This window comes from Streptomyces sp. NBC_00080 (assembly GCF_045041255.1).
GTDB classification, from domain to species: Bacteria; Actinomycetota; Actinomycetes; order Streptomycetales; family Streptomycetaceae; genus Streptomyces; species Streptomyces coriariae.
On the sequence record NZ_CP108235.1, the window covers coordinates 9,595,233 to 9,613,964 of the forward strand.

Genomic DNA, 18,732 nt, shown 5'->3' on the forward strand with positions numbered 1-18,732 from the left:
GGTAGAGGCTCAGACCTGCGCCGCGTCTTTTGGGTCTCGTGCCAGTCGTTGCAGGGTGCAGAAGGCGTGGGCGGCCGAGACGAGGGTGACGTGGTGGTGCCAGCCGCCCCAGGTGCGGCCTTCGAAGTGGGCCAGGCCCAGGGCCTGTTTCATCTCGCGGTAGTCGTGTTCGATGCGCCAGCGGAGCTTGACCAGCCGGACCAGGGTCGCCAGCGGCATGCCGGAGGGCAGGCTGGAGAGCCAGAACTGCACGGGTTCGGGTTCGGTGGCCGGCCATTCGGCCAGCAGCCAGCGTTCGGGCAGTTCAGGACCGTCGGCGGCCTGGCGGACGCCGCGTCCGGCCGGGCGGATGCGCAGAGCCACGAACCGCGAGTGCATGCGTTTGACGCCGCTGATTCCTCTGCCCGGGCGGGAGCCTTCTCGCCAGGACACCGGCCTCGCGGCCGTCCTCCCGGCCGCGACGACCAGGTCTTTCACGGTCTGTGCAGGCTCGGGATACTGCATTCGCGGTGGCCGGCCGGTGCCCGCATAGGCGGGCTGGACCGGCCGGGCGTCGGCCGGATGGGCGGTGTGGCGGGAGGAAATGCCCACCGCATAGGGCAGGTCGCGTTCTTCCAGACCGTGGCGGAAGGCGGCGGCGTCCCCGTATCCGGCGTCCGCGACGACCAGGGGGATGTCGATGCCCCACGAGCGGGTCTCGTCGATCATGTCCAGGGCCAGCTGCCACTTCTCGACGTGGCCCACCCGGTCGGGGATGCCGCAGCGACTGCGGCGGGCGACCTTGTCCGCATCCGCTTCCGCAGAGACCGGATCCCAGGACGCGGGCATGAACAGCCGCCAGTTCACCGCCGCCGAGGCATGATCCCGGGCCAGGTGCAGCGACACCCCCACCTGGCATTTGGTGACCTTGCCCGCGGTGCCGGTGTACTGCCGCGACACACACGCCGAGGCGTCCCCGTCCTTCAAGAAGCCGGTGTCGTCGACGATCAATGCCTCCGCCCCGATCGCCTCGTGCATCCGCCAGGCCAGCCGGGCCCGCACATGCGCCGGATCCCACGGGCTGGAGGTGATGAAGTGCGCCAGCGCCTGACGGTTACCGTCCTCACCCAGTCGGGCCGCCATCGGCTCCACCGACTTGCGCCGCCCGTCCAAAAGCAATCCGCGCACATACGCCTGCCCCCACCGCCGCTGATCCGCACGGAAGAACCCGTCGAACAACTCCGCCGCGAACGCCTCCAGGTCCTCCCGGACCCCGGCCATCTCCTCAGGTGTCACACCACCTCAACGACCCTCACGGACCAGCGGACACGCCACCCACGAGTGAAGCTGACCAAGCCCTACTAATGCCCGGCCAAGGAACATCCGCCGAAGAGGTCAAGCTCAGCTGAGTGATCAGCTGCAACCAGAACCTCGCGGACACCTGCGAACAGGTCGTCGTCGGCCACCCGGACCGGCCCACAGCACTCGACAGGGTTCAGCTCACCAAGCGCGGGCCCACGCTGCGCTTCAACACGGCCCCCGGCATCCGGAAGAATCCCGACGGCACGGAAGAGCCCATAGGCGACATCCTGCACATCTACACGACCCGCCGCTGAGACCACACAACTGTGGGCCGGGCAGAAGGCCCGCCCGGCCGGCTGCGATCTCTCGGCTTCGCGTCGGTGTTGGTGAGAGTCGGTCCTGCTGGTCCAGGGTTGGTGTTACGGGGCTAGTCAGTGGGTGTTTGCGGGTGGGTGGTCCGCTGTCATGAGATGAGAGATCGATGGGTGGGATCGCTGTCGTGGGGCTTTATCGCATGGCAGCTGATGCTGTCTCAGGTTCGAGAGTTCTTGCGGTGAGGTGGGCCCGGTCGGTGTGATCGGGGGGTGGACCAAGAGGTAAGGGCCGGCCGTGGGCCTGTGCTGCCCAGGGGGTTGGTGGTGCGTCGTCTGCTGGAGCGGCAGCAGGCGGGGGAGCTGGCCACGCGGCATGTGCGTGCGGTCGCCGAGACGGTGGGTGTCTCCGAGCGTACGGTGTGGGCGCTGCTGGGCGAGGTGGGAGGGAATTCCGTCCGGTATCCCGCCGCGATGTCGCTGCTCCCGCCGATGGGTTGTCGGTGGACGGCGGCCCGGCCGGTGTCGCAGATCGCGGGCTCGGTCATCGAGTCACCGACGCCCTTCGGAGACTGCACACAGGCGGCCTGGCTGGAGCCTCGCACCGCGTAGGCGCCGTCGCCGGATGCGGGCGGCGCAGGAAGCCCCTGCCCTCCAGAGCTTGCTTTGAGGTCGCCGGTGGGGTGTGTCCAGTCCAGGGCGCGGCTGAGTCATTCCAGCTCCCCCAGAGCCGTCGACGCCGCCCGCTCCACTCGCCAACTCACGCGCTCAGTCGCTGGGCGCCGCGACCCGGCTGGGCGGGGGTCAGTAGTCGAGGTCGAGGTAGTCGATGTCGTTGATCTCGACGTCGGAGAGTCCTGTGGCGCGGGTTCCGCCGTCTTGGAAGTAGATCTCCTTGAAGCCTTCGGCGATGATCTGGCGCATCTGCTGGTCGCTGGCTCCGGCGTCACGGGCGTTGAACAGGCGCTGTGCGTAGGCCGGGGGGAGGTGGACGGTGAGCCGTCGGAAGCGCCCGTCGTCGGTCGTACCGACGGGTGCGGTGTAGCCGAACCTGGCCTTCGTCTCCACCGTAATGCCCGTGCTGGTGGCGGCCTGCTTCCGGCGGCGTCTGCGGACCTGGGGCTGCCAGCGCTGCCGTACGGCCGCGTCGATCCGTTCGGCGATGGCCCGGGGCGGGTGCCTGCGTTCGCCCTTGCGGTAGCGCTCCACCGACCGCTGGCTGACGCCGATCTCCTGGGCAACGGCTTTGGTCGTCTTGAGCTGCTTCATCAGGAAGTTGATGCGCGCCTGGAGTGTCTTGGGCGGCTGGCGGGTGAAGCTCTCCCGGTCGGCCCGCTCGATGGCGTCCTCGACCTCTGCCACGGCTCAGCCCTTCTCGACGGTGGGGTCCTGGCCGCCCGTGTCGGCCAGCGGGGTCCAGGTCTTGTGCGTCGGGCCGGTGTCGGGCACTGGCCTACTCGCCTTCGTCGAGGACGGCGTCGCCGCCCTTGATGTGGCGGGCGGGGTTGTAGCCCTGTTCCATGAGGTCGACCGCCCACAGCATCGGCTGGACGCCCTCGAGCTTGGCCAGGCCCGGGGTGGGTCCGAGGCGGAAGCCGCCGGGCTGGGGCTTGCCGGACGCGGCGTACGGCAGAAAGTCGAGCGGGCTCGCGCCGGGGGAGGGGTAGACGACGCAGTCGGACAGCACGGCGAGCGGGTACAGGCCCGTCATCCTGGCCATGTTGGTGAGCTTGCGGTGCATGTTGATGCGGGCCTTGGAAATGACGGCGGCGCGGATGTCGGGGCGCCAGGTCGGTCGCTGGAGGGCCGGCCACCGCTCGCCCTCCTTGTACTTCTTGCCCTGCGGGCGTTCGCGGAGCTTGCCGATGCCGCCCTTGACGGTGGCCTTGATCGCGGCCAGGACGGCCGCCATCGCCGGGTCGGCGTCCTTGTGCCGCTCCATCGCGGCGAGGAAGTGGTGGTCGTCCAGCTCCTTGGTGACGCCGAGGTCGGCGAGGGTATCGACGTACGCCTCCTTGAGCCGGTCGTGCCACGGGTCCAGGTACGCGCCGGTCTCACGGCGCAGGTACGCCTCCAGCGGAGCGACGTTGTAGCCGACTTCCTGGGCGTAGGCGACGGTGTGCGTCTGATACCAGGCCGGACCCGTCGGCCGCGTGCCGTCCGGCGTGAACGGCGACGGCAGACGCGGGTCCACCTCGACGTGCGACAGATCGACCAGCCAGGAACCGGGAATCTTCGGGTTGAACGCAGGGGCGCGAAAGTGGTCGGGGCCGGACAGACCGACGACCAGGCGGGCCGCGGCCGCGAGGAACGCCGTGTTCAGGTCCAGGCCGACCGCATACGGCAGAGTGCACTCCTCATCCGTCAGCAGGCTGACGTCGCGCACCCACTGGTACGCCTCCTCGTTCAGGAACCCACCACTCCAGCCGCTGTCGACGACGACGGGGTGCTCGGGGGTGGCCTCCGGCGGCGCCGGGTCCATCGGCTCTGTCCCCAGCGAGCCGGGATTGTGGCCGGGCACCCAGTTCCCGCTCGCTTCGTCCCGCATGGCCCGCGTGGGCGGGCGCAGCGCCGTCATCAGCTCCAGCCCAGAGACGGCCGTGGACCCTCGCGGGGTGATGACCCGCTGGGCATAGATGCCGAGGACGCGGGCGATGTCGCCCGGCTCCATCTCCGCAACGCCGGGCCAGGACCGCTCGTCGAGGGCGTCCCAGGACAAGATCGCCAACTGCACACACTGCCGCTGGGTGCCGTGCGCCTTGCGGTAGATCCGTGCCCACGGCCCGAACCCGCGCTGGGTGAGCCGCCACTTCGCCTTCACCACCTGCTTGACCACCGGATGATCCTCCGGCAGCCGCAGAGAACGGCGCTGCTCGTGGCCCTGCAGGCGCTCGGGGAGGCCGAGTTTCACGGCGGCCGCAGCGGTGAGGACGATCAGCGGATCGGAGTCCTTGCCGTTGCGGTGCAGGCGCGCCGCGCCGAGGCCGGACTTGTGCAGCGTCCACTCCACCAACTCCACCACGCTGGCCGCCGGGCAGTCCAGCACGATCCCGTCGACGCCGTACGCGCTGCCGTCACCGTCCAGGACCGCGAGGGGGCCGTGCGGGAAGCGCGGGTCGGCAGCGGGCTGCGCCGCCTTCTTCGCCGCCGGACGCCGCGATGCCGGGGCCGGCCGGGTGGTGGCGGGGCGCGACGGCGCCGCGGCTGGAACGGCGGGAGCCTGCGGGGCGTTTGCGGGGTCCACCCCGGACGCGGCCGCTTCAACCGGCGCCGGCGCCGTTGCGGCAACCGAGACCGCCGGGGCTGCCGGGGCTGCACCGGCGGCGGGGTACTTCGCCGCCCATCCGTTCAGCAGCCGCTGGTAGGCATCCAGACGCGGCGACTTCGGCTCGCTGCGGCCGTTCTCCCAGTTCTTCACCGACTGGGTCGTCGTCTTCAGCGCGGTGGCCAGGCGGGCCTGGGTGATGCCGGCGGCCTCACGCAACCGGGCACGCTCCGCCGGAGGCGGCAGGTGCGGCTCCTCGTTCAGCAGAGCGTCGACGGACGCGAACAGCTCTTCCTCAGATGCCATGGCCGCACCTTCACTCAAGACCGGAATCTAGATTAACTAGAAACTTATCCCATTGTTTAGCCCTTGCGCGCTTCTTCCAGTCCGAGTGTTGCGATTTCTTGCCTTCGTGGCAGTCCCCGAAATTGGATGGATGTCATGCCGCTGTCGCGTGTCGCTCCGGTGGTGGCGCGGAGGTTCAGGCCTGCGGCGTGCCGTAGTCTGCCGCCAGGCGGGTGAGCCACTCGCGCAGCAGGCGCTGTTCGGCCTCGCTCAGCACGTCGGCGTCGTCGGGAAGGGCGGCGCGCAGCGCGCGGGCCGCCGGCGCGGGGCCGGACTCCGCGGCGGGGACCGTCGGTTCGGCACGGGTGACGGCGGCGACCATGGACTCGCGAAGGATGGTCAGCAGCGCCGGGTTGCGGCGTTCCGCGGGGGTGGCGTGCCATGTGGTGACCCCGCCCTGGCCGGTGGCCTGGATGATCTGGGCGGCCAGGTCCTCGTCGACGCGCAGCCATCCCGAGGCCGCCAGCCGGCGCACCCGGCCGCGGAGGATCTCCAGGCCCGCGCGGTGTGCCGCGTCCGTCCCCGAGCCGGTGGCCCGGTTCATCAGGGCGAACAGTTCGGGGCGCGAGACTCCGAACTCCACCACCATGTCCCAGCCGCGGCGCAGCTCTTCCACCGGATCCTCGGGCGTGAGGTCGAGCTGCGCGTGCTTGCTCTCCAGGAACTGCGCGTAGCCGTGCTCGGCGACTGCCTGCAGCAGCCCTTCCTTGTCGCCGAAATGGCGGTAGATGGCCGGTGGCTGCATCCCGGCCGCGGCGGCCACCGCGCGGGTGCTCAGCGCGTCGGGGCCGCCGTTCTCCAGCAGCTCGACGGCCGCCTCGATGATGCGGTGGCGGGGGCTGTCGGGGGTGTCGCGGATCGGCATGTATCGATGATATCCGGGGTTTGCTTCCACCGTTAGTTCCAGTGTTATCGTGCAACTGATTCCACTGGAACCATTTGCTGGGAGATCCTCATGATCATCGTGACCGGAGCCACCGGAAAGCTTGGCCGCCGCACCGTCGACCGCCTCCTGGAGCGTCTTCCCGCCGACCGCGTCGGCGTCAGTGTCCGCGACCCGCGCAAGGCCCGGGACCTCGCCGAGCGCGGCGTCCGCGTCCGGCGCGGCAACTTCGACGACCCCGCCTCGCTCCTCCACGCCTTCGAGGGCGCCGAACAGCTGCTGCTCGTCTCCCTCGACCGCACGGGCGAGGAGTGCGTCACCGGCCACCGTGCCGCGATCGACGCCGCCGTGAAGGCCGGAGCCGGCCGCATCCTGTACACCAGCCAGATGGGCGCCGCCCATGACTCCCGCTTCCAGGCATGCCGTGACCACGCCCGGACCGAGGACCTGCTGCGCGCCACCGGCCTGCCCTGGACCGCGTTGCGCAACGGCTTCTACGCCGCCAGCGCCCTGCAGTTCCTGGAGTCCGCCCGCCGCACCGGCGACATCGCCTTGCCCGCCGACGGCCCCGTCGCCTGGACCGGCCACGACGATCTCGCCGAGGCCACCGCGGCGATCCTCACCGACGAGGGCCGCTTCGAGGGGCCCACCCCGCCGCTCACCGGCCCGGCGGCGCTGGACTTCGACGCCGTCGCCGAGACAGCGGCCAAGGCCACTGGGCGGCCCTTCACCCGCACCGTCCTCCCCGACGACGCCTTCCGCGAACAGGCCCTGGCGCACGGCGCCCCCGCCCCGATCGCCGACCTGATGCTGAGCATCTTCGCGGCGGCACGCAACGGCGAGTTCACCGCCGTCGACCCGACCCTGGCCGAGCTGATCGGACGGGAGCCCGCCACCTTCCGCACCGTGCTGGAGCACACCTGGGCCGCATAGACATGGCGGCGCGCACCCGCCGCCGCGGCGGGATCCGGGCACGAAGCGTCGCGCGGTACACCTTGCCGGACGCTTGAGCGGCAGACCGGTCGACCTGGTACTCGTGCGGAGGCAGTGCCCAAGGTTGCAGGCAACGGAAGGTTACGGTGACGGGCACACACACTCCTTGAAGCCGGGAGGGCGCCTGGCCATGCACGGCAGGCGCCCTCTCGCAAAGCACGATCAGTCTGGCGAGTCGATGGCGGTCACGCCACGGTCGTCGAGGCGAGTTCCTCCGCGGCCTCGTCCAGCTTCTGCGCATCGTAGGAGACCTTCTCCGTGTCGAAGATCGAGACCGAGCAGGGGCCGTAGCCCACGTTCGCCGAGCCGCATCCGAGTGGCTATCCCGCAGGCCAGTGTGGGTTCGGCATGCCGTCATCGCTCATGTGCGCCCGCTGCCAGATCCCGTTCCAGCTGAATGGGGTCTCCGGTACGAACCGGTGCCGCTGGCCGCACGGACATGGAAATCTACCCAGCTGGCCACCGCCAAATTGCAGCTCGTAGATGCCGAAGCCAACTACGACAAGGCACTCGCCGTAACCGGCGTAGCGGAAGCAACCACCGAAGCGCTCTGGCGGGAAGCACACACTCTGGGATTCGTCCCCGCCGAAGCGCCACCGGATTGCGACGCCATGCTGGAGGCACTGGCCGCCGCAGTGACATCCCCATCAGAACTGCAGCCCGGCGACACTGGATACGAGCAACGCATGGCACACCTCCGACGGGAGTGCGATCGGCTACGCGATAGCCTCCGGGCACTGGCCGCCGATCGACAGACCCTCATCTCCGAAGGTGCTGCAGCCGACGAATTCGCAACGTCCGCACGCATCCCGCAAGACCGGCTCGCCAGTCTGAACCTGCTTCCTCGCCGCAGGCAAACAGCAGGGGCGCCACTAAGAGGGCATCTGATCTAGGTAGTTGGTGTTCTGGGATGGTTTTGTGACTAGCGGCGTTAGTGGTCGTTGGATGAAGCGTGAGTGTTCGTCGTCCGTACCGCAGTGACGTGTCCGACGCCCGCTGGGCCTTGATCGAACCGGTCTTCACCGCTTGGCGGGGGAGACGGACCGGACCCGGAACGGCAGCCCGGGTGCACGACCTGCGGGAGATCGTCAACGCGATCCTCTACGTCAACCGCACCGGCATCCCGTGGGAGTACCTGCCGCGCGACTTCCCGCCGTACAAGTCCGTCTATGACTACTACGCGAAGTGGGAAGCCGACGGCACCACCCAGCAGGTCCACGACCTGTTGCGCGACAAGACCCGCCGATTACATGGCCGCCGGGCGGAGCCCACGGCAGCCGTGGTCGACGCGCAGAGCGTGAAGACCTCGGCAAACGTCGCCGAGACCAGTCAGGGCATCGACGCCGGCAAGAAGATCAAAGGGCGCAAGCGGCACCTGATCACGGACACGCTGGGTCTGGTGCTGGCCGTCCTGGTCACCGCTGCGAACGTGCACGACACCGCCGGCGGCAAGCTCCTGCTCGACGACCTGGCCGCGGCACATCCCAGCGTCAGCAAGCTCTGGGCCGACGGCGGTTACCAGAACAGCACCTTCAACCACGGCGCACGGTTGGGCATCGACGTCGAGGTGATGCAGCGACCGCGGACCAAGGGGTTCGAGCCGCTGCCGAAACGGTGGGTGATCGAGCGGACCTTCGGCTGGCTGATGCAGCACCGCCGCCTGGCGCGTGACTACGAAGCCCTCCCGCAGAGGTCGAGAGCGATGATCCACTGGGCGATGGCTAACAAAATGTCCCGCGAACTGACCGGAGAATCCGTACCAACCTGACGAATCGAAACGGACATCCCACACACATCAGCGTGAACACTGATCAGATGCTCTCTAACTGGCTCTAACAAAAGCTGTTGATCATGTGACTGTTGGCTTGTCTGCTCGTTGGTCTGGTCGTGGGGAAACGCCAGTCGCGACCGTGGATCGTGTCGGATGAACTCTGGTCACTCATCGAGCCGTTGCTGCCCGAGCCGGCGCGGAAGCTGGTCGAGGGCAGACCTCGGGTGCCGGACCGCCAGGCGCTGTGCGGGATCCTGTTCGTCCTGCATACCGGCATCCAGTGGGAGTACCTGCCCCAGGAGCTGGGCTTCGGCTCGGGGATGACCTGTTGGCGGCGCCTGGCTGCCTGGAACGAGGCCGGCGTCTGGGATCAGCTGCATGTGCTGCTGCTGGAGAATTTGCGGTCGAAGGACCGGCTGGATTGGTCGAGGGCGGTGATCGACTCCTCGCATGTCCGCGCGGCCCGGCGGGGCCCAAAAGCGGACCCAGCCCGGTCGACCGCGCACGTCCGGGCAGCAAGCACCACCTCATCGTCGACGGGCAGGGCATCCCGCTCGCGGTGTCGCTGACCGGCGGAAACCGCAACGACGTCACCCAACTCGAGCCGCTGCTGGACAAGATTCCGGCCGTCGCGGGCCGGGCCGGCAGACCGCGCCGACGCCCCGACGCGCTGCTGGCCAACCGCGGTTACGACCACGACAAGTACCGTCGCCTGCTCTGGCAGCGAGGGATCCGCCTCGTGATCGCGAAGAGAGGCGAGCCTCACGGCACCGGCCTGGGCATCTTCCGCTACGTCGTCGAGCGCACGATCGCCTGGCTCCACGGCTTCCGCCGCCTGCGCATCCGCTGGGAACGACGCGACGACATCCACGAAGCCTTCCTCGGACTCGCCGTCTGCCTGATCACCCACCGCCACGTCCAACGGCTTTGTTAGGGACAGTGAGGCTTTTCCAACCTGGTTGCATAGCACGTCGGTTGGCTGAGGGAAGCGTTGAGGAAAAGGTGAAGCTCCTGGTAGATGGGTTGTCAACCAAGATCAACCTGTCCGCCCGGAGCTTCATGTGCTTGTCTATCCATCGGGGATCGATCTGTCCAACTCGACCCTGCGGTACCTGGCCGACCTGCTGAGAGCCCGGCGTCGTGAGCGCGGCACGCGCTGGCGCCGCCTGACCGCGGACCGACAGGCTCTGCTCGCGCTGGCCGATCTGCGCTGCGGGCACACATACGCCCAGCTCGCGGCCGGATTCGGGATCGGGCTGGCCACCGTCTACCGGTACATCGTCGAGGCGGTTGAGGTCCTGGCCGCCCTCGCCCCCACCCTCCAGCAGGCAATGACTGTCGCCGCCAACAAGGCATTTGTGATTCTGGACGGCACCCTGCTGCACATCGACCGCATTGCCGCCGACCGCCCCTACTACTCCGGCAAGCACAAGCGCCACGGCATGAACGTCCAGGTCATCGCCGACGCGTTTGGACGCCTGCTCTGGGCATCACCTGCCCTGCCAGGTGCCGTCCATGACATCAAGGCCGCACGCATCCACGGCATCATCGAAGCGCTCACCCAAGCCGGCATCCGGACGTGGGCCGACAAGGGATATCAGGGAGCCCGGGGGACGGTCCGGGTGCCTTACCGGGGCCGCTGGAGCATGCTCCCAGCCGGGAAGCAAGCGGTGAACTCCTCCCACGCCAGGATCCGAGCCGTCAGAGAACAGGCCAACGCCACCCTGAAGAGCTGGCGGCTCCTGCGCAAACTCCGTTGCAGCACCACCCGCATCACCGACATCGTCAAGGCCGTCCTGGCCTTGCACCTCACCACGGCAGCCTGAGATCGCTGCGGCCGGATGCATGGACAAGTACAGCGCCACCATCAACGACAGCAAGGGAGACCGCTCACCGTGACAGACGTCAGAGTCACCTACGACAAGACCGTCAACGCAGCGTACGTATACCTCACCGACCCGCAGGCCCGCGTGACGTCCGCGCGCATGTATCCCTGCGATCCAGTGGACGTCGACGGCATGATCAACCTCGACTTCGACGAGCAGGGCCGCCTCATCGGCATCGAGGTATTGGCGGCCAGTTCGATACTGCCCGAGTACCTGCTCCAGTCCGCGGAGCGACTTGACACCGAAGGTGCATGACCAGCCGAGCACCACGCTCGCGGCGAACAGGTGGAAAAGGCTCAGTAAGCCCCGCGGCCTGGCAGCGGTCCGGATCGCAGGTCCAAGAGCGCGGGATGTACAAGCTCTCGGTCCACCGCCGCGTGCCTTCGCTCGCCGGCGTAGACGAGGTAGACGGCGACCTGGGAGTTCTCGATCCGCCCGGCGGTGCCGGTGTATTGGCGCTGGACCCCGACGGTGCGTGTGCCTTCTTCACGTCGCCGGTCTCGTCGACGACCAGCACTGCGGCCTCGTCGTGGAGGTGCTCGACGACGTATTCGCGTACGTCGTCGCGGACGGCCTCGGCATCCCAGGCGGCCCTGCACAGCAGATGCTGCATGCCGTGCGGGGTGGCCTCCCCGGCCCACTCTGCGATCGTCCAGCAGTTCTTGCGCGGCAGATCCGACAGCAGGCCCAACACCAAGCGCTTGGCCCGGAGGCGGGGTTCGACCCGCGCGAACCGCCCGGCTATCCGGCTCATCAGGCCATCGAACGCCTCCTGCCAGCGGGGCAGGGTCTACGCTGTGATCTGCGACCACCGCGTGATCGTTTGTCTTCACACACCGATGATCAACGTGGCCGCACCCGTTTCCACAGCGCGTCAGGGTCGCGCAGCGTCCGCATGCGGTCCTGTGTCAGGAGGACATGTGCAACGTGGCGAAGTCTGGTGGGTCGAGTTCGACGAGCGGCGGCCGGTCGTACTGCTGTCGGAAGGCGACGCGTCCGGGATCCGGGTGATGCAGGTCGTGGCTCCGGCGGGCGTCGACATGAGCGGTCTGGGCGTCGAAGTGGCAGTAGGCGCCATGGAAGGACTGCCCTTTGAAGGCGTGCTGCGGTTCGCGTTCCCATGTCCGGGCTTTACCCCTTGCACGTGGCTGACCACCGTGTCCCGGGACGACCTGATCGAGCGGGCGGGCGCCCTGCCCTACGCGAAACTCAACGAGATTGAGGATGCCCTCCGACTCGCTGGACAGGCGAACGAGCGGACCCCGGCGACGACTGAGAAGCTCAGCGCATTAAGGGACGCCCTCCGTCTCGGTGGACTTGAGTAGTCGGGTAGGCGGAGAAGGAACGGACACCCTCGGTGGCGTGGTCGATCTCGTCCTGATGATCGACACTGACCATCTGTCTCCTCGGCGCCCCTCACCATCGAGATCACGATCTACAGCTGGAGTACTGGGCAGGCTTGCTGTCGCTGTGGCCGAGGCTGCATGCGTTGGACTTGACCAGCTGAACACCGATGCCACCGAGGCTGGTTGAGGCGGCCAGGGGTTGTCGGTGGCTGGTGACAGGATCACCGGCATGGTCGTACGTACTACTCCGCCGAGGCCCGTGGACGTGACCGCGGTCCTTCCCGAGCTGGCGCCGTCGGCACGACCTGCGATTCGGCTGCACCCTCGTCCCGGGTCGCCTTCGGTCGGGGAGAGCTCGGTCGGGGGGCCGCAGGGATGGGCGAGGCGGGGCGATCTGTCAGCGACCCGGTGGCAGGCGCACAGGCGCGAGGCATCGACTGGCCAACTACTGAGCTTGAATGCGTGATGTCGGCCAGTCGTCCATGATCAGCCCGGTTGCCGTCATCCCGCCTGGGATCGAGCCGGTGCGGTCCGTAGACGGGTGACCTGGGCGCGGTTGCGGGCCCGGATAGCCCGGCGCTCCCCGGCCTCGGCGAGCACCGCGGCTCTGGCTTCCTCTCCGGCGTCGAACGCCGCTGGAGAGAAGCGGTCGCTGGCTCTGGCGTGCCGTTCCCAGTCGTCCTGCCAGAACTCCACCGCCCAGCCTGGCCACAACTCTGGTACCTGGTATGCCTGTGGCGAGGAGTAGAGGGACCACCAGCCCAGACGGCGGCGTTCCGGGTCGAGGTGGATGCCGGCGTTGACGTGCAAGTGGCAGGCTCCGTGCCCGGGGGCGTTTGCCAGGCGGTCGAGCAGGGCGGCGCCCTCGCGGACAGGGTGGTCGAAGGCGTCAGAGGCGACGTGGCAGCGGCCGGTGCTGACCGTGATCACCACACCGCCTGGGTCGGGCCCGGCCAAGTCCTCGTCGCCGGGGCCGAGGAGCGGGGCCAAAGAGGGGTCCGAATTGCGGCAGCGGACGTACTCCGGGTTCAGCCCGACGTACTCACGCAATTCGGCCGAGCCGTCGTACAGCCAGCGGACCTTCCAGCCCGGCCACGCGGCTCGGATCAGCTCGAACATGGCCGCGCGGTGACGGAGCTCAGTGCTGGGCCCTTCCCAGGCGAAGAACAGGAGCACCTTCCGGCCGAGGTCGAGCAGTATCCCGCCCTGGGCCATGGTGTCGTCCAACCACCAGCCGTCCTGGCGGAGTCCGGGAAGCATGGCGAGAACCGGTGTCGGCCCTTCCAGCAGGTCGAGGTCGATTTCGACCGCCCAGCCGGTCCGGTACAGCTCATGTGTGCCGTTCTCGCGGACCACGATGACGTTGGCTCTGTCTCCCATTGGGTCAGGATGACCGGGCGTGAGGCCGTCGGCCATCCGTTTTCGGCGGCTTCGAGGCTCCGGTGTCCAGAGAGTGGAGGCGTGCCGACAGGCCGGGGGTCGGGGTCGTGGCCATGCCCCTCGGAGTGGTGCAGTGATCATGTTCCCACGGCTATGCGGTGGGCGGTGCTGACTCCGAATGCGTGATGTTGGTCAGTCGTCCATGCTCAGGCCGGTGCCGGTCAGGCAGCCGTCGACCATGTCCGGACGGTACTGGATCTGCTTGGGTCTGCGCTTGACGGCGCGGGTGATCTGGCCGAGGTCGGCTGCGGCGAGGTTGCGGCCGATGTCGCGCTTGACCAGCGACCAGATGCCCTCTTGCGGGTTCAAGTCCGGCGAGTAACTCGGAAGTTGGAAGACAGTGAGCCAGTCCGCGTGGTCGGCGATGAATCGGCGCATCGTTTCGACCAAGTGCATGCGTAGGTTGTCCCAGACCAGCACAATCGGGCCGCCGAGCTGGATGTGCGCTCTGACCAGCAGGTCGCGCATGTCGCGCCAGCCGATGCCCTTCGGCTCGCCTTTGCGGCCCCGGTACTTGCGGACCGAGTAGAACATCCGGGACCGCTTCCCCGGCTTGTAGCAGGTCATCCCGGCTATGGACACCCGGCCCGAGCCCCGGCCGCGGACCACCGGCGTCGAGCCCCTGCGTCCCCAGCTCCTCGCGCGCGGCGGCGTCATCGATCGACCAGCTTCGTCCTCGAAGAGTTCAGTACCCCGGCAACAAGGGTGAGATGTCGGATATCACCAGCCTTTCCGAACCTGTTCTTGAAGCATTTCCCTCACCTTCCCGAGGGGTACCGGCAGCGGCTACGGGAGCGGCCCCCTGAGATTCAGGAGGTCATGGCGCAGCAGCGGCGGGAAGACTTCGAGACCGGCGCAGGACCGACGTACGGATCCTGGAGGCGCTGCCCAGGGGGCAGGGATCGGTGGCTTCCGAAACGGCGCTCATGATGGTCAGGTCGGTGGACTGTCGCATCCGGTCTGACCTTGGGATTGATGCCGGAGAATCCTTTCCGCTCTGGCGAGTCCGAGGGGAAACCGCTGGGCTAATAAAGTGACTTGATCAAGGAAGGTTCACCCATACCGGGGTCGCGATCACTCGCTTTGCCGCGCTTCTGGAGGAGAAGGAGCGGCGTTAGCGAGATGTGACGAATACGACGCCCCCTGGCCTCCCTCAACGCAATGGGAGGCGCAACGCGGGGACGGAAAATCTACCTGTGACCCCTGCCCGGCCGTCTGGTGAGAGATGCGCATTGCTTGCGGCGCCCGGTACTGCTGTCGGAGACGGCATGTGGGTCGAACATCGGATTACCGAGCCGCTGCTGCGCGATTTCCGCGGGCTGCTGGAGGCAATTCAGGAGGAACTCAATTCTCGGTGGCCAGTGAGGAGTGCTCTGGCCGTCACGAGAACGGTGTGTGACGGTGAAGAATGACATGAATCGCGACTCTGTGAATCCTTCGTTTGTGCAGCGTGAGTATCGGGAGTACTACTTCGACGCGCATTCCCACGGGACGGGAGCCGACTGGAACGGGGCTCCTCACGACGGCGTCCACACAGGGGTTCCGCCGGCTGCGGCCGACACGGGCTGGGACCCGGTCGAGGAACTTGCCTATCTCCTGCAGGAAGCTGTTCCTGCGGAGCAGCCCGCCAGGGTGCCGCCACCTCGCAGCGAGCACCCAGTCGGCGTCGACTTCACCGGCCCGCTGGAGGGTCTGGCTCAGCCCCCGCCCGCCCGACGCCCCCCGTCTGGGCATCGCAAGATGCAGGTCCGAAAAGCCCGGCTCAAGTGGTTGCAGGCCGGCAGCTTCGCCCTCGTCGCCCTCGTCACCGTCATCGTGGCGATGGTCAGCGTCTTCGGAGGCGTGGTGGCCTACAGGCCGTTGCAGAGCATCACTTCCGGAACGGGCGTCGGCAAGGCCCCGTCGTGGCCTCTTCTCGTATACGGCCCTTGGATGGCGGCCTCGCTCTCGATCCTGCGCGCTGCCCTGCATCAACGCCGAGCTGTGCACTCATGGTTCATCGTTCTGTCCTTTTCCTCCGTCGCGGTAATGCTGTGTGTGGCACAGGCGGATATGAGCATCACCGGAATCGCTGGAGCTGCCTTGCCTGCCGTGGCATCCCTCGCATGCTTCCAGCAGCTTGTCCGGCAAATCACGCTGACCCTGCCACCACGACAGGCCACGCGCCGCCACCGGCCGTAGCCGCGGCGACGGGAGTGAGGCGACGGTCGTACGGCAGCTGAACGCTTGGCGCACTGGCCACGCCGCTCACCCGGGCGGGTCCGTTATCGGCCCAGTCGGCCGCCGTGCAGGCCGGACAGATGTGACCGCCCGCGACCATGCCGACAAGGCCGGAGCGGAACCCCCGGCTACATCTACGACGCTGTCGGCAGCGTCCGGCTCCGAACTGACCCCACCAGCGCAACCCTCAACCTGCCCGGCGAACAGCTCATCCTCACCGGCACCACCACCGGCGTCCGCCACCTCCCCCTGGCCGGTGGCGGCACCGTCGTACGCATCGGAACCGGCACCAACTACAGGTTCCAGATCAGCGACCCCCACGGCACCAGCAGCCTGTACCTGGACAACACCGCCCAGACACTCACCTGCCGCCAGTTCACCCCCTACGGCGGAACCCGCGGCACCACCGCCGGCTGGCTCGACAATCGCGGCTTCCTCAACGCCCCCGACAACGCCGACACCGGCCTCACCCAATTTTGTGTCGGCCTGGGCGACGGCGACGACGCGCTGGGCGACGATCGTCGGCGCGGCAGCGGGCGCGGCCTGGGCAACGCCGGGCGAAGCCAGTGGCGCGGTGGCGGCAAGAGCCGACGCCAGTGCGGCACCTCCCACGATCCTTCGCCCGCGACGGCCGCGGTCCGCCCTCTCCGCGTCCTTCGTTCCCTTCTCTTCCGGTCTTGACTGGTCGGTCATTCGCTTTTCCATCCCCGTGTCTCCCGAAAGTCGTGGTCGCTGTGTCCACGAACGAGAGTGCCGCCTGCGGCGGCGCACAGCTTGAGTAGCCGTTACTCAGCTCTGCGGACGCGCGGAGAGGGGCTCCTGCCTCAGCGTCCGGGCCAGTTCGCGGCGGTTCGTGACGCCGGGCTTGATGTGGGCGCGGTGGAGGTGGTTGTCGACCGTGCGCACCGAGAGGGTGAGTGTGCGGTTGAAGCCCTTTGGGAGTCGCGGCCGTGCGTCGACCCATCGGCCAACAGACGTCCCGCATCGGCCATGAATTTCGAACGAATTGGCTGGATTGACGAATTCTTGTGAAACCCGTGACCGTACGACGCGGCACGAGTGTCCACCAGCGGTGAGACCTGGCCGGGATCGTAGGTGCCGGATCACGACGTCTGTGCGGGTGTTGGGAGTGCTCACGCCCGTCCTCCTCCGATCGCGATGGCGCGCTACTCATCGATCCAGTCGGCGACTGCGGGCCCGGCGAGGCTCCACGGACGCCCAGGCGCAATGCGCCTCGGGGGTGTGGCACGAACATGCTGACCGCGAGGCCCCCTCAGCCGCTCGTCGACCTGCACCAGCACATCAGCCGTCGTCGGCGCGTGAGCCGCCCTCATCTCCCCGGTCTGCGGGTTCGTGCGTCGGGAGAAAGACGAGCGATCCTCGACCGTTGGCGGTCTCGCAAGCGTCCGCGCCCCCTCCTTCCCCCAGGAATGCGCCGGGCCCTACGCTCGTGCGGTGTCCGGAAGCCGGGGGGGGGACCATGGACGTTGGAACGCTGATCTTGCTGGGGGCGTCCGGCGGTCTCTTACGCGGGCTCCTGGACGCCTACGTCGGGTTCTCGCAGTGGCACGCGGCCCGCCGCGAGCACCGGCAGGGGGCCGTTGGCCCGGACGCCGAGGTGCCAGTCTTCCAGGACTACGTGGATCCCGTCGCCGACTCCGTGGCGGCCGTCGTACACAGCGCCCTGGGGGCCGGCGCCGCTGTCCTCTTCGGCACGACCGGCCAGATCAGCGGGGCGTACGCCGCTCTGGTCGTCGGGATGTCGGCGCCGCTGCTGCTCACCCAGCTGGGCCAGGCGCAGTCGGTGAGCGATGCTGTTCTGGGCGCCGCGCAATCGCCTGGCAACCGGACGACAGAGACGCTCCCGCTGCCCGGGCAACCCTCGGCCACCGACCCCCGGATCGAGGAGGCGTCGTGACCCGGCCCCCCTTGCAGCCCCCATGCCGGCTGGTGGTGGAACCATGGTGAACAGCGTTCCGCAGCACCTGAACAGCGAGGATCGCCAGGAGTACGAGCGGATCCTCGACGAGGCGCTGCGCTTGGCCCCACACCACCCGGAACTGGCCGCAGTCGGACAGCGGCTCAACCCCGAACAACTGCGCACCATGGCGCTCAACGCCACCGCACTCATCACGGCGTCCGCCGCGGCCGAGTACCAGCACTACGTGAAAGTCCGCAACGAACTGCGCGATCCCGCCGCCCCGGTGGCGATCCCGCGCCGACATGTCGCCGCTGGCCCGCCACGCCGCACCGCGGGATTCGGTCGGCGTGTGCTTGCCGGCGTCCTGGGCGTCGAGCACCGGGCGGGCAGGCAGCCGGACAGGACCGGATTCCGCCGACTGCCTCTCCGGCTGCGGCTGGCCGCCGTTGTCTTGGGCTCGCGCCCGCGTCCCCCTGCGCGCAGCCGCGGGCCGGCCCCGGCGAGGAGCGCACGGGAGCCGGGCAGAGCTGCCGTCCTCGCCATCACGACGTCCCTCTTCCTCGGCACGCTCGGCCTGCTCCTGCTGGTGACGGGATACGGACTGAAGTGGCTCGGCGCGGCACCCGTCGCGGCCGACCGGCTGATCCTCCCAGGGCTCGTCCTGGGCGTGACCATGATCCTGGTGAGCCTTGGCGGAGTGATCCGACTGATCGCCACCGCCCTGCGCGAGGCGTCCACCTCATCGGGCACCGACCCCGGTGACCCGCTGATCGAGGAGGTGGCACGGGCCAAGGATGCGTGGCGTGAGGCGCTGCTGGAGCGCGGCATCCTGCCGTTCCTGCGGGAGGCGCTCGCCGAGCCCGGCGCGGCTGCGGCACTGCGCTCCGAATCCGCCCGGCCGGACCGGACCGGCCGCATCCCCCACATCGGCTATGACCGTCCCGGCTTCAGTAGCCCCGACGACGGCCTCCCGGGAGGCTCGCGTCCGAGCTTCACCAGCCCGGACTACACCAGCCCGGACTTCGGAGGCTCGGAACCCCAGCGGGAATGACCGACCAGGCCACAGGACG

18 protein-coding genes and 2 pseudogenes are annotated in these 18,732 nt (G+C 68.5%); 13 read left to right on the forward strand and 7 right to left on the reverse strand.

The features are described 5' to 3' along the window. Window positions 1–9: 9 nt before the first annotated feature. On the reverse strand, window positions 10–1,260 hold the full coding sequence (locus OHU34_RS42845; RefSeq protein WP_405772108.1) for an IS701 family transposase: 1,251 nt from the start codon (window positions 1,258–1,260) through the stop codon (window positions 10–12). Window positions 1,261–1,388: 128 nt separating this feature from the next. Here OHU34_RS42845 and OHU34_RS42850 point away from each other — a divergent pair, with 128 nt between their 5' ends. Together OHU34_RS42850 and OHU34_RS42855 are read left to right on the forward strand one after the other, a co-directional pair. Beyond that, window positions 1,389–1,595, forward strand: coding sequence for a hypothetical protein (locus tag OHU34_RS42850; protein WP_405772043.1), 207 nt, complete (start codon window positions 1,389–1,391; stop codon window positions 1,593–1,595). Window positions 1,596–1,919: 324 nt separating this feature from the next. Continuing rightward, window positions 1,920–2,204 carry a hypothetical protein gene (locus tag OHU34_RS42855; RefSeq protein ID WP_405772046.1) on the forward strand — a complete coding sequence of 95 codons (285 nt, stop codon included), beginning with the start codon at window positions 1,920–1,922 and terminating at the stop codon, window positions 2,202–2,204. Between the two features lie 192 nt (window positions 2,205–2,396). On the opposite strand, the gene tpg is transcribed toward OHU34_RS42855, so the two are convergent. The 3 genes from tpg to OHU34_RS42870 form a co-directional block, all read right to left on the reverse strand. Next, window positions 2,397–2,954: a telomere-protecting terminal protein Tpg gene (gene tpg, locus OHU34_RS42860; RefSeq protein ID WP_405772048.1), complete on the reverse strand. Its 558-nt coding sequence runs from the start codon at window positions 2,952–2,954 to the stop codon at window positions 2,397–2,399. Window positions 2,955–3,045: 91 nt separating this feature from the next. After that, entirely contained in the window at window positions 3,046–5,163 is a 2,118-nt protein-coding gene (tap, locus tag OHU34_RS42865) for a telomere-associated protein Tap (RefSeq protein WP_405772051.1), read from the reverse strand. A gap of 175 nt (window positions 5,164–5,338) precedes the next feature. Further along, window positions 5,339–6,067 carry a TetR/AcrR family transcriptional regulator gene (locus tag OHU34_RS42870; protein ID WP_054238266.1) on the reverse strand — a complete coding sequence of 243 codons (729 nt, stop codon included), beginning with the start codon at window positions 6,065–6,067 and terminating at the stop codon, window positions 5,339–5,341. 90 nt (window positions 6,068–6,157) lie between these two features. On the opposite strand from OHU34_RS42870, the gene OHU34_RS42875 reads away from it, so the two are divergent. The 6 genes from OHU34_RS42875 (at window position 6,158) to OHU34_RS42900 (ending at window position 10,990) form a co-directional block, all read left to right on the forward strand. Further along, window positions 6,158–7,018 carry an SDR family oxidoreductase gene (locus OHU34_RS42875; protein WP_405772054.1) on the forward strand — a complete coding sequence of 287 codons (861 nt, stop codon included), beginning with the start codon at window positions 6,158–6,160 and terminating at the stop codon, window positions 7,016–7,018. Between the two features lie 479 nt (window positions 7,019–7,497). Beyond that, entirely contained in the window at window positions 7,498–7,971 is a 474-nt protein-coding gene (locus OHU34_RS42880) for a hypothetical protein (RefSeq protein ID WP_405772056.1), read from the forward strand. Between the two features lie 59 nt (window positions 7,972–8,030). Then, entirely contained in the window at window positions 8,031–8,846 is an 816-nt protein-coding gene (locus tag OHU34_RS42885) for an IS5 family transposase (RefSeq protein ID WP_405772058.1), read from the forward strand. Between the two features lie 119 nt (window positions 8,847–8,965). Further along, window positions 8,966–9,783 (forward strand): IS5 family transposase gene (locus OHU34_RS42890; RefSeq protein ID WP_405772060.1). Its coding sequence is split into 2 segments (ribosomal slippage): window positions 8,966–9,317 and window positions 9,317–9,783, totalling 819 coding nucleotides; the frame shifts between segments, so codons are not numbered across the junction. A 127-nt stretch (window positions 9,784–9,910) separates the two neighbouring features. Further along, entirely contained in the window at window positions 9,911–10,675 is a 765-nt protein-coding gene (locus OHU34_RS42895) for a transposase family protein (protein WP_405772063.1), read from the forward strand. Window positions 10,676–10,744: 69 nt separating this feature from the next. Continuing rightward, a complete protein-coding gene (locus OHU34_RS42900; RefSeq protein WP_405772066.1) occupies window positions 10,745–10,990 on the forward strand; it encodes a DUF2283 domain-containing protein in 246 nt (81 codons plus the stop codon). Between the two features lie 46 nt (window positions 10,991–11,036). Here OHU34_RS42900 and OHU34_RS42905 read toward each other — a convergent pair. Next, a pseudogene (locus tag OHU34_RS42905) lies at window positions 11,037–11,489 on the reverse strand (IS701 family transposase); the annotation flags it as partial. Window positions 11,490–11,655: 166 nt separating this feature from the next. Between OHU34_RS42905 and OHU34_RS42910 the strand changes: the two are divergent. After that, a complete protein-coding gene (locus tag OHU34_RS42910; protein WP_405772068.1) occupies window positions 11,656–12,060 on the forward strand; it encodes a type II toxin-antitoxin system PemK/MazF family toxin in 405 nt (134 codons plus the stop codon). A gap of 522 nt (window positions 12,061–12,582) precedes the next feature. On the opposite strand, the gene OHU34_RS42915 is transcribed toward OHU34_RS42910, so the two are convergent. Next, a complete protein-coding gene (locus tag OHU34_RS42915; protein ID WP_405772070.1) occupies window positions 12,583–13,461 on the reverse strand; it encodes a hypothetical protein in 879 nt (292 codons plus the stop codon). Window positions 13,462–13,653: 192 nt separating this feature from the next. Continuing rightward, window positions 13,654–14,193, reverse strand: a pseudogene (locus tag OHU34_RS42920) (transposase); the annotation flags it as partial. A gap of 723 nt (window positions 14,194–14,916) precedes the next feature. On the opposite strand from OHU34_RS42920, the gene OHU34_RS42925 reads away from it, so the two are divergent. From OHU34_RS42925 to OHU34_RS42940, 4 genes are all read left to right on the forward strand, one after another. Beyond that, window positions 14,917–15,702 (forward strand): DUF2637 domain-containing protein, encoded by a 786-nt coding sequence (locus OHU34_RS42925; RefSeq protein WP_405772072.1) that lies wholly within the window; start codon window positions 14,917–14,919, stop codon window positions 15,700–15,702. A 45-nt stretch (window positions 15,703–15,747) separates the two neighbouring features. Further along, a complete protein-coding gene (locus OHU34_RS42930; RefSeq protein ID WP_405772074.1) occupies window positions 15,748–16,422 on the forward strand; it encodes a hypothetical protein in 675 nt (224 codons plus the stop codon). Between the two features lie 799 nt (window positions 16,423–17,221). Continuing rightward, window positions 17,222–17,659: a hypothetical protein gene (locus OHU34_RS42935; protein WP_405772077.1), complete on the forward strand. Its 438-nt coding sequence runs from the start codon at window positions 17,222–17,224 to the stop codon at window positions 17,657–17,659. Between the two features lie 43 nt (window positions 17,660–17,702). Next, window positions 17,703–18,713 (forward strand): hypothetical protein, encoded by a 1,011-nt coding sequence (locus OHU34_RS42940; protein ID WP_405772079.1) that lies wholly within the window; start codon window positions 17,703–17,705, stop codon window positions 18,711–18,713. Window positions 18,714–18,732 lie beyond the last annotated feature (19 nt).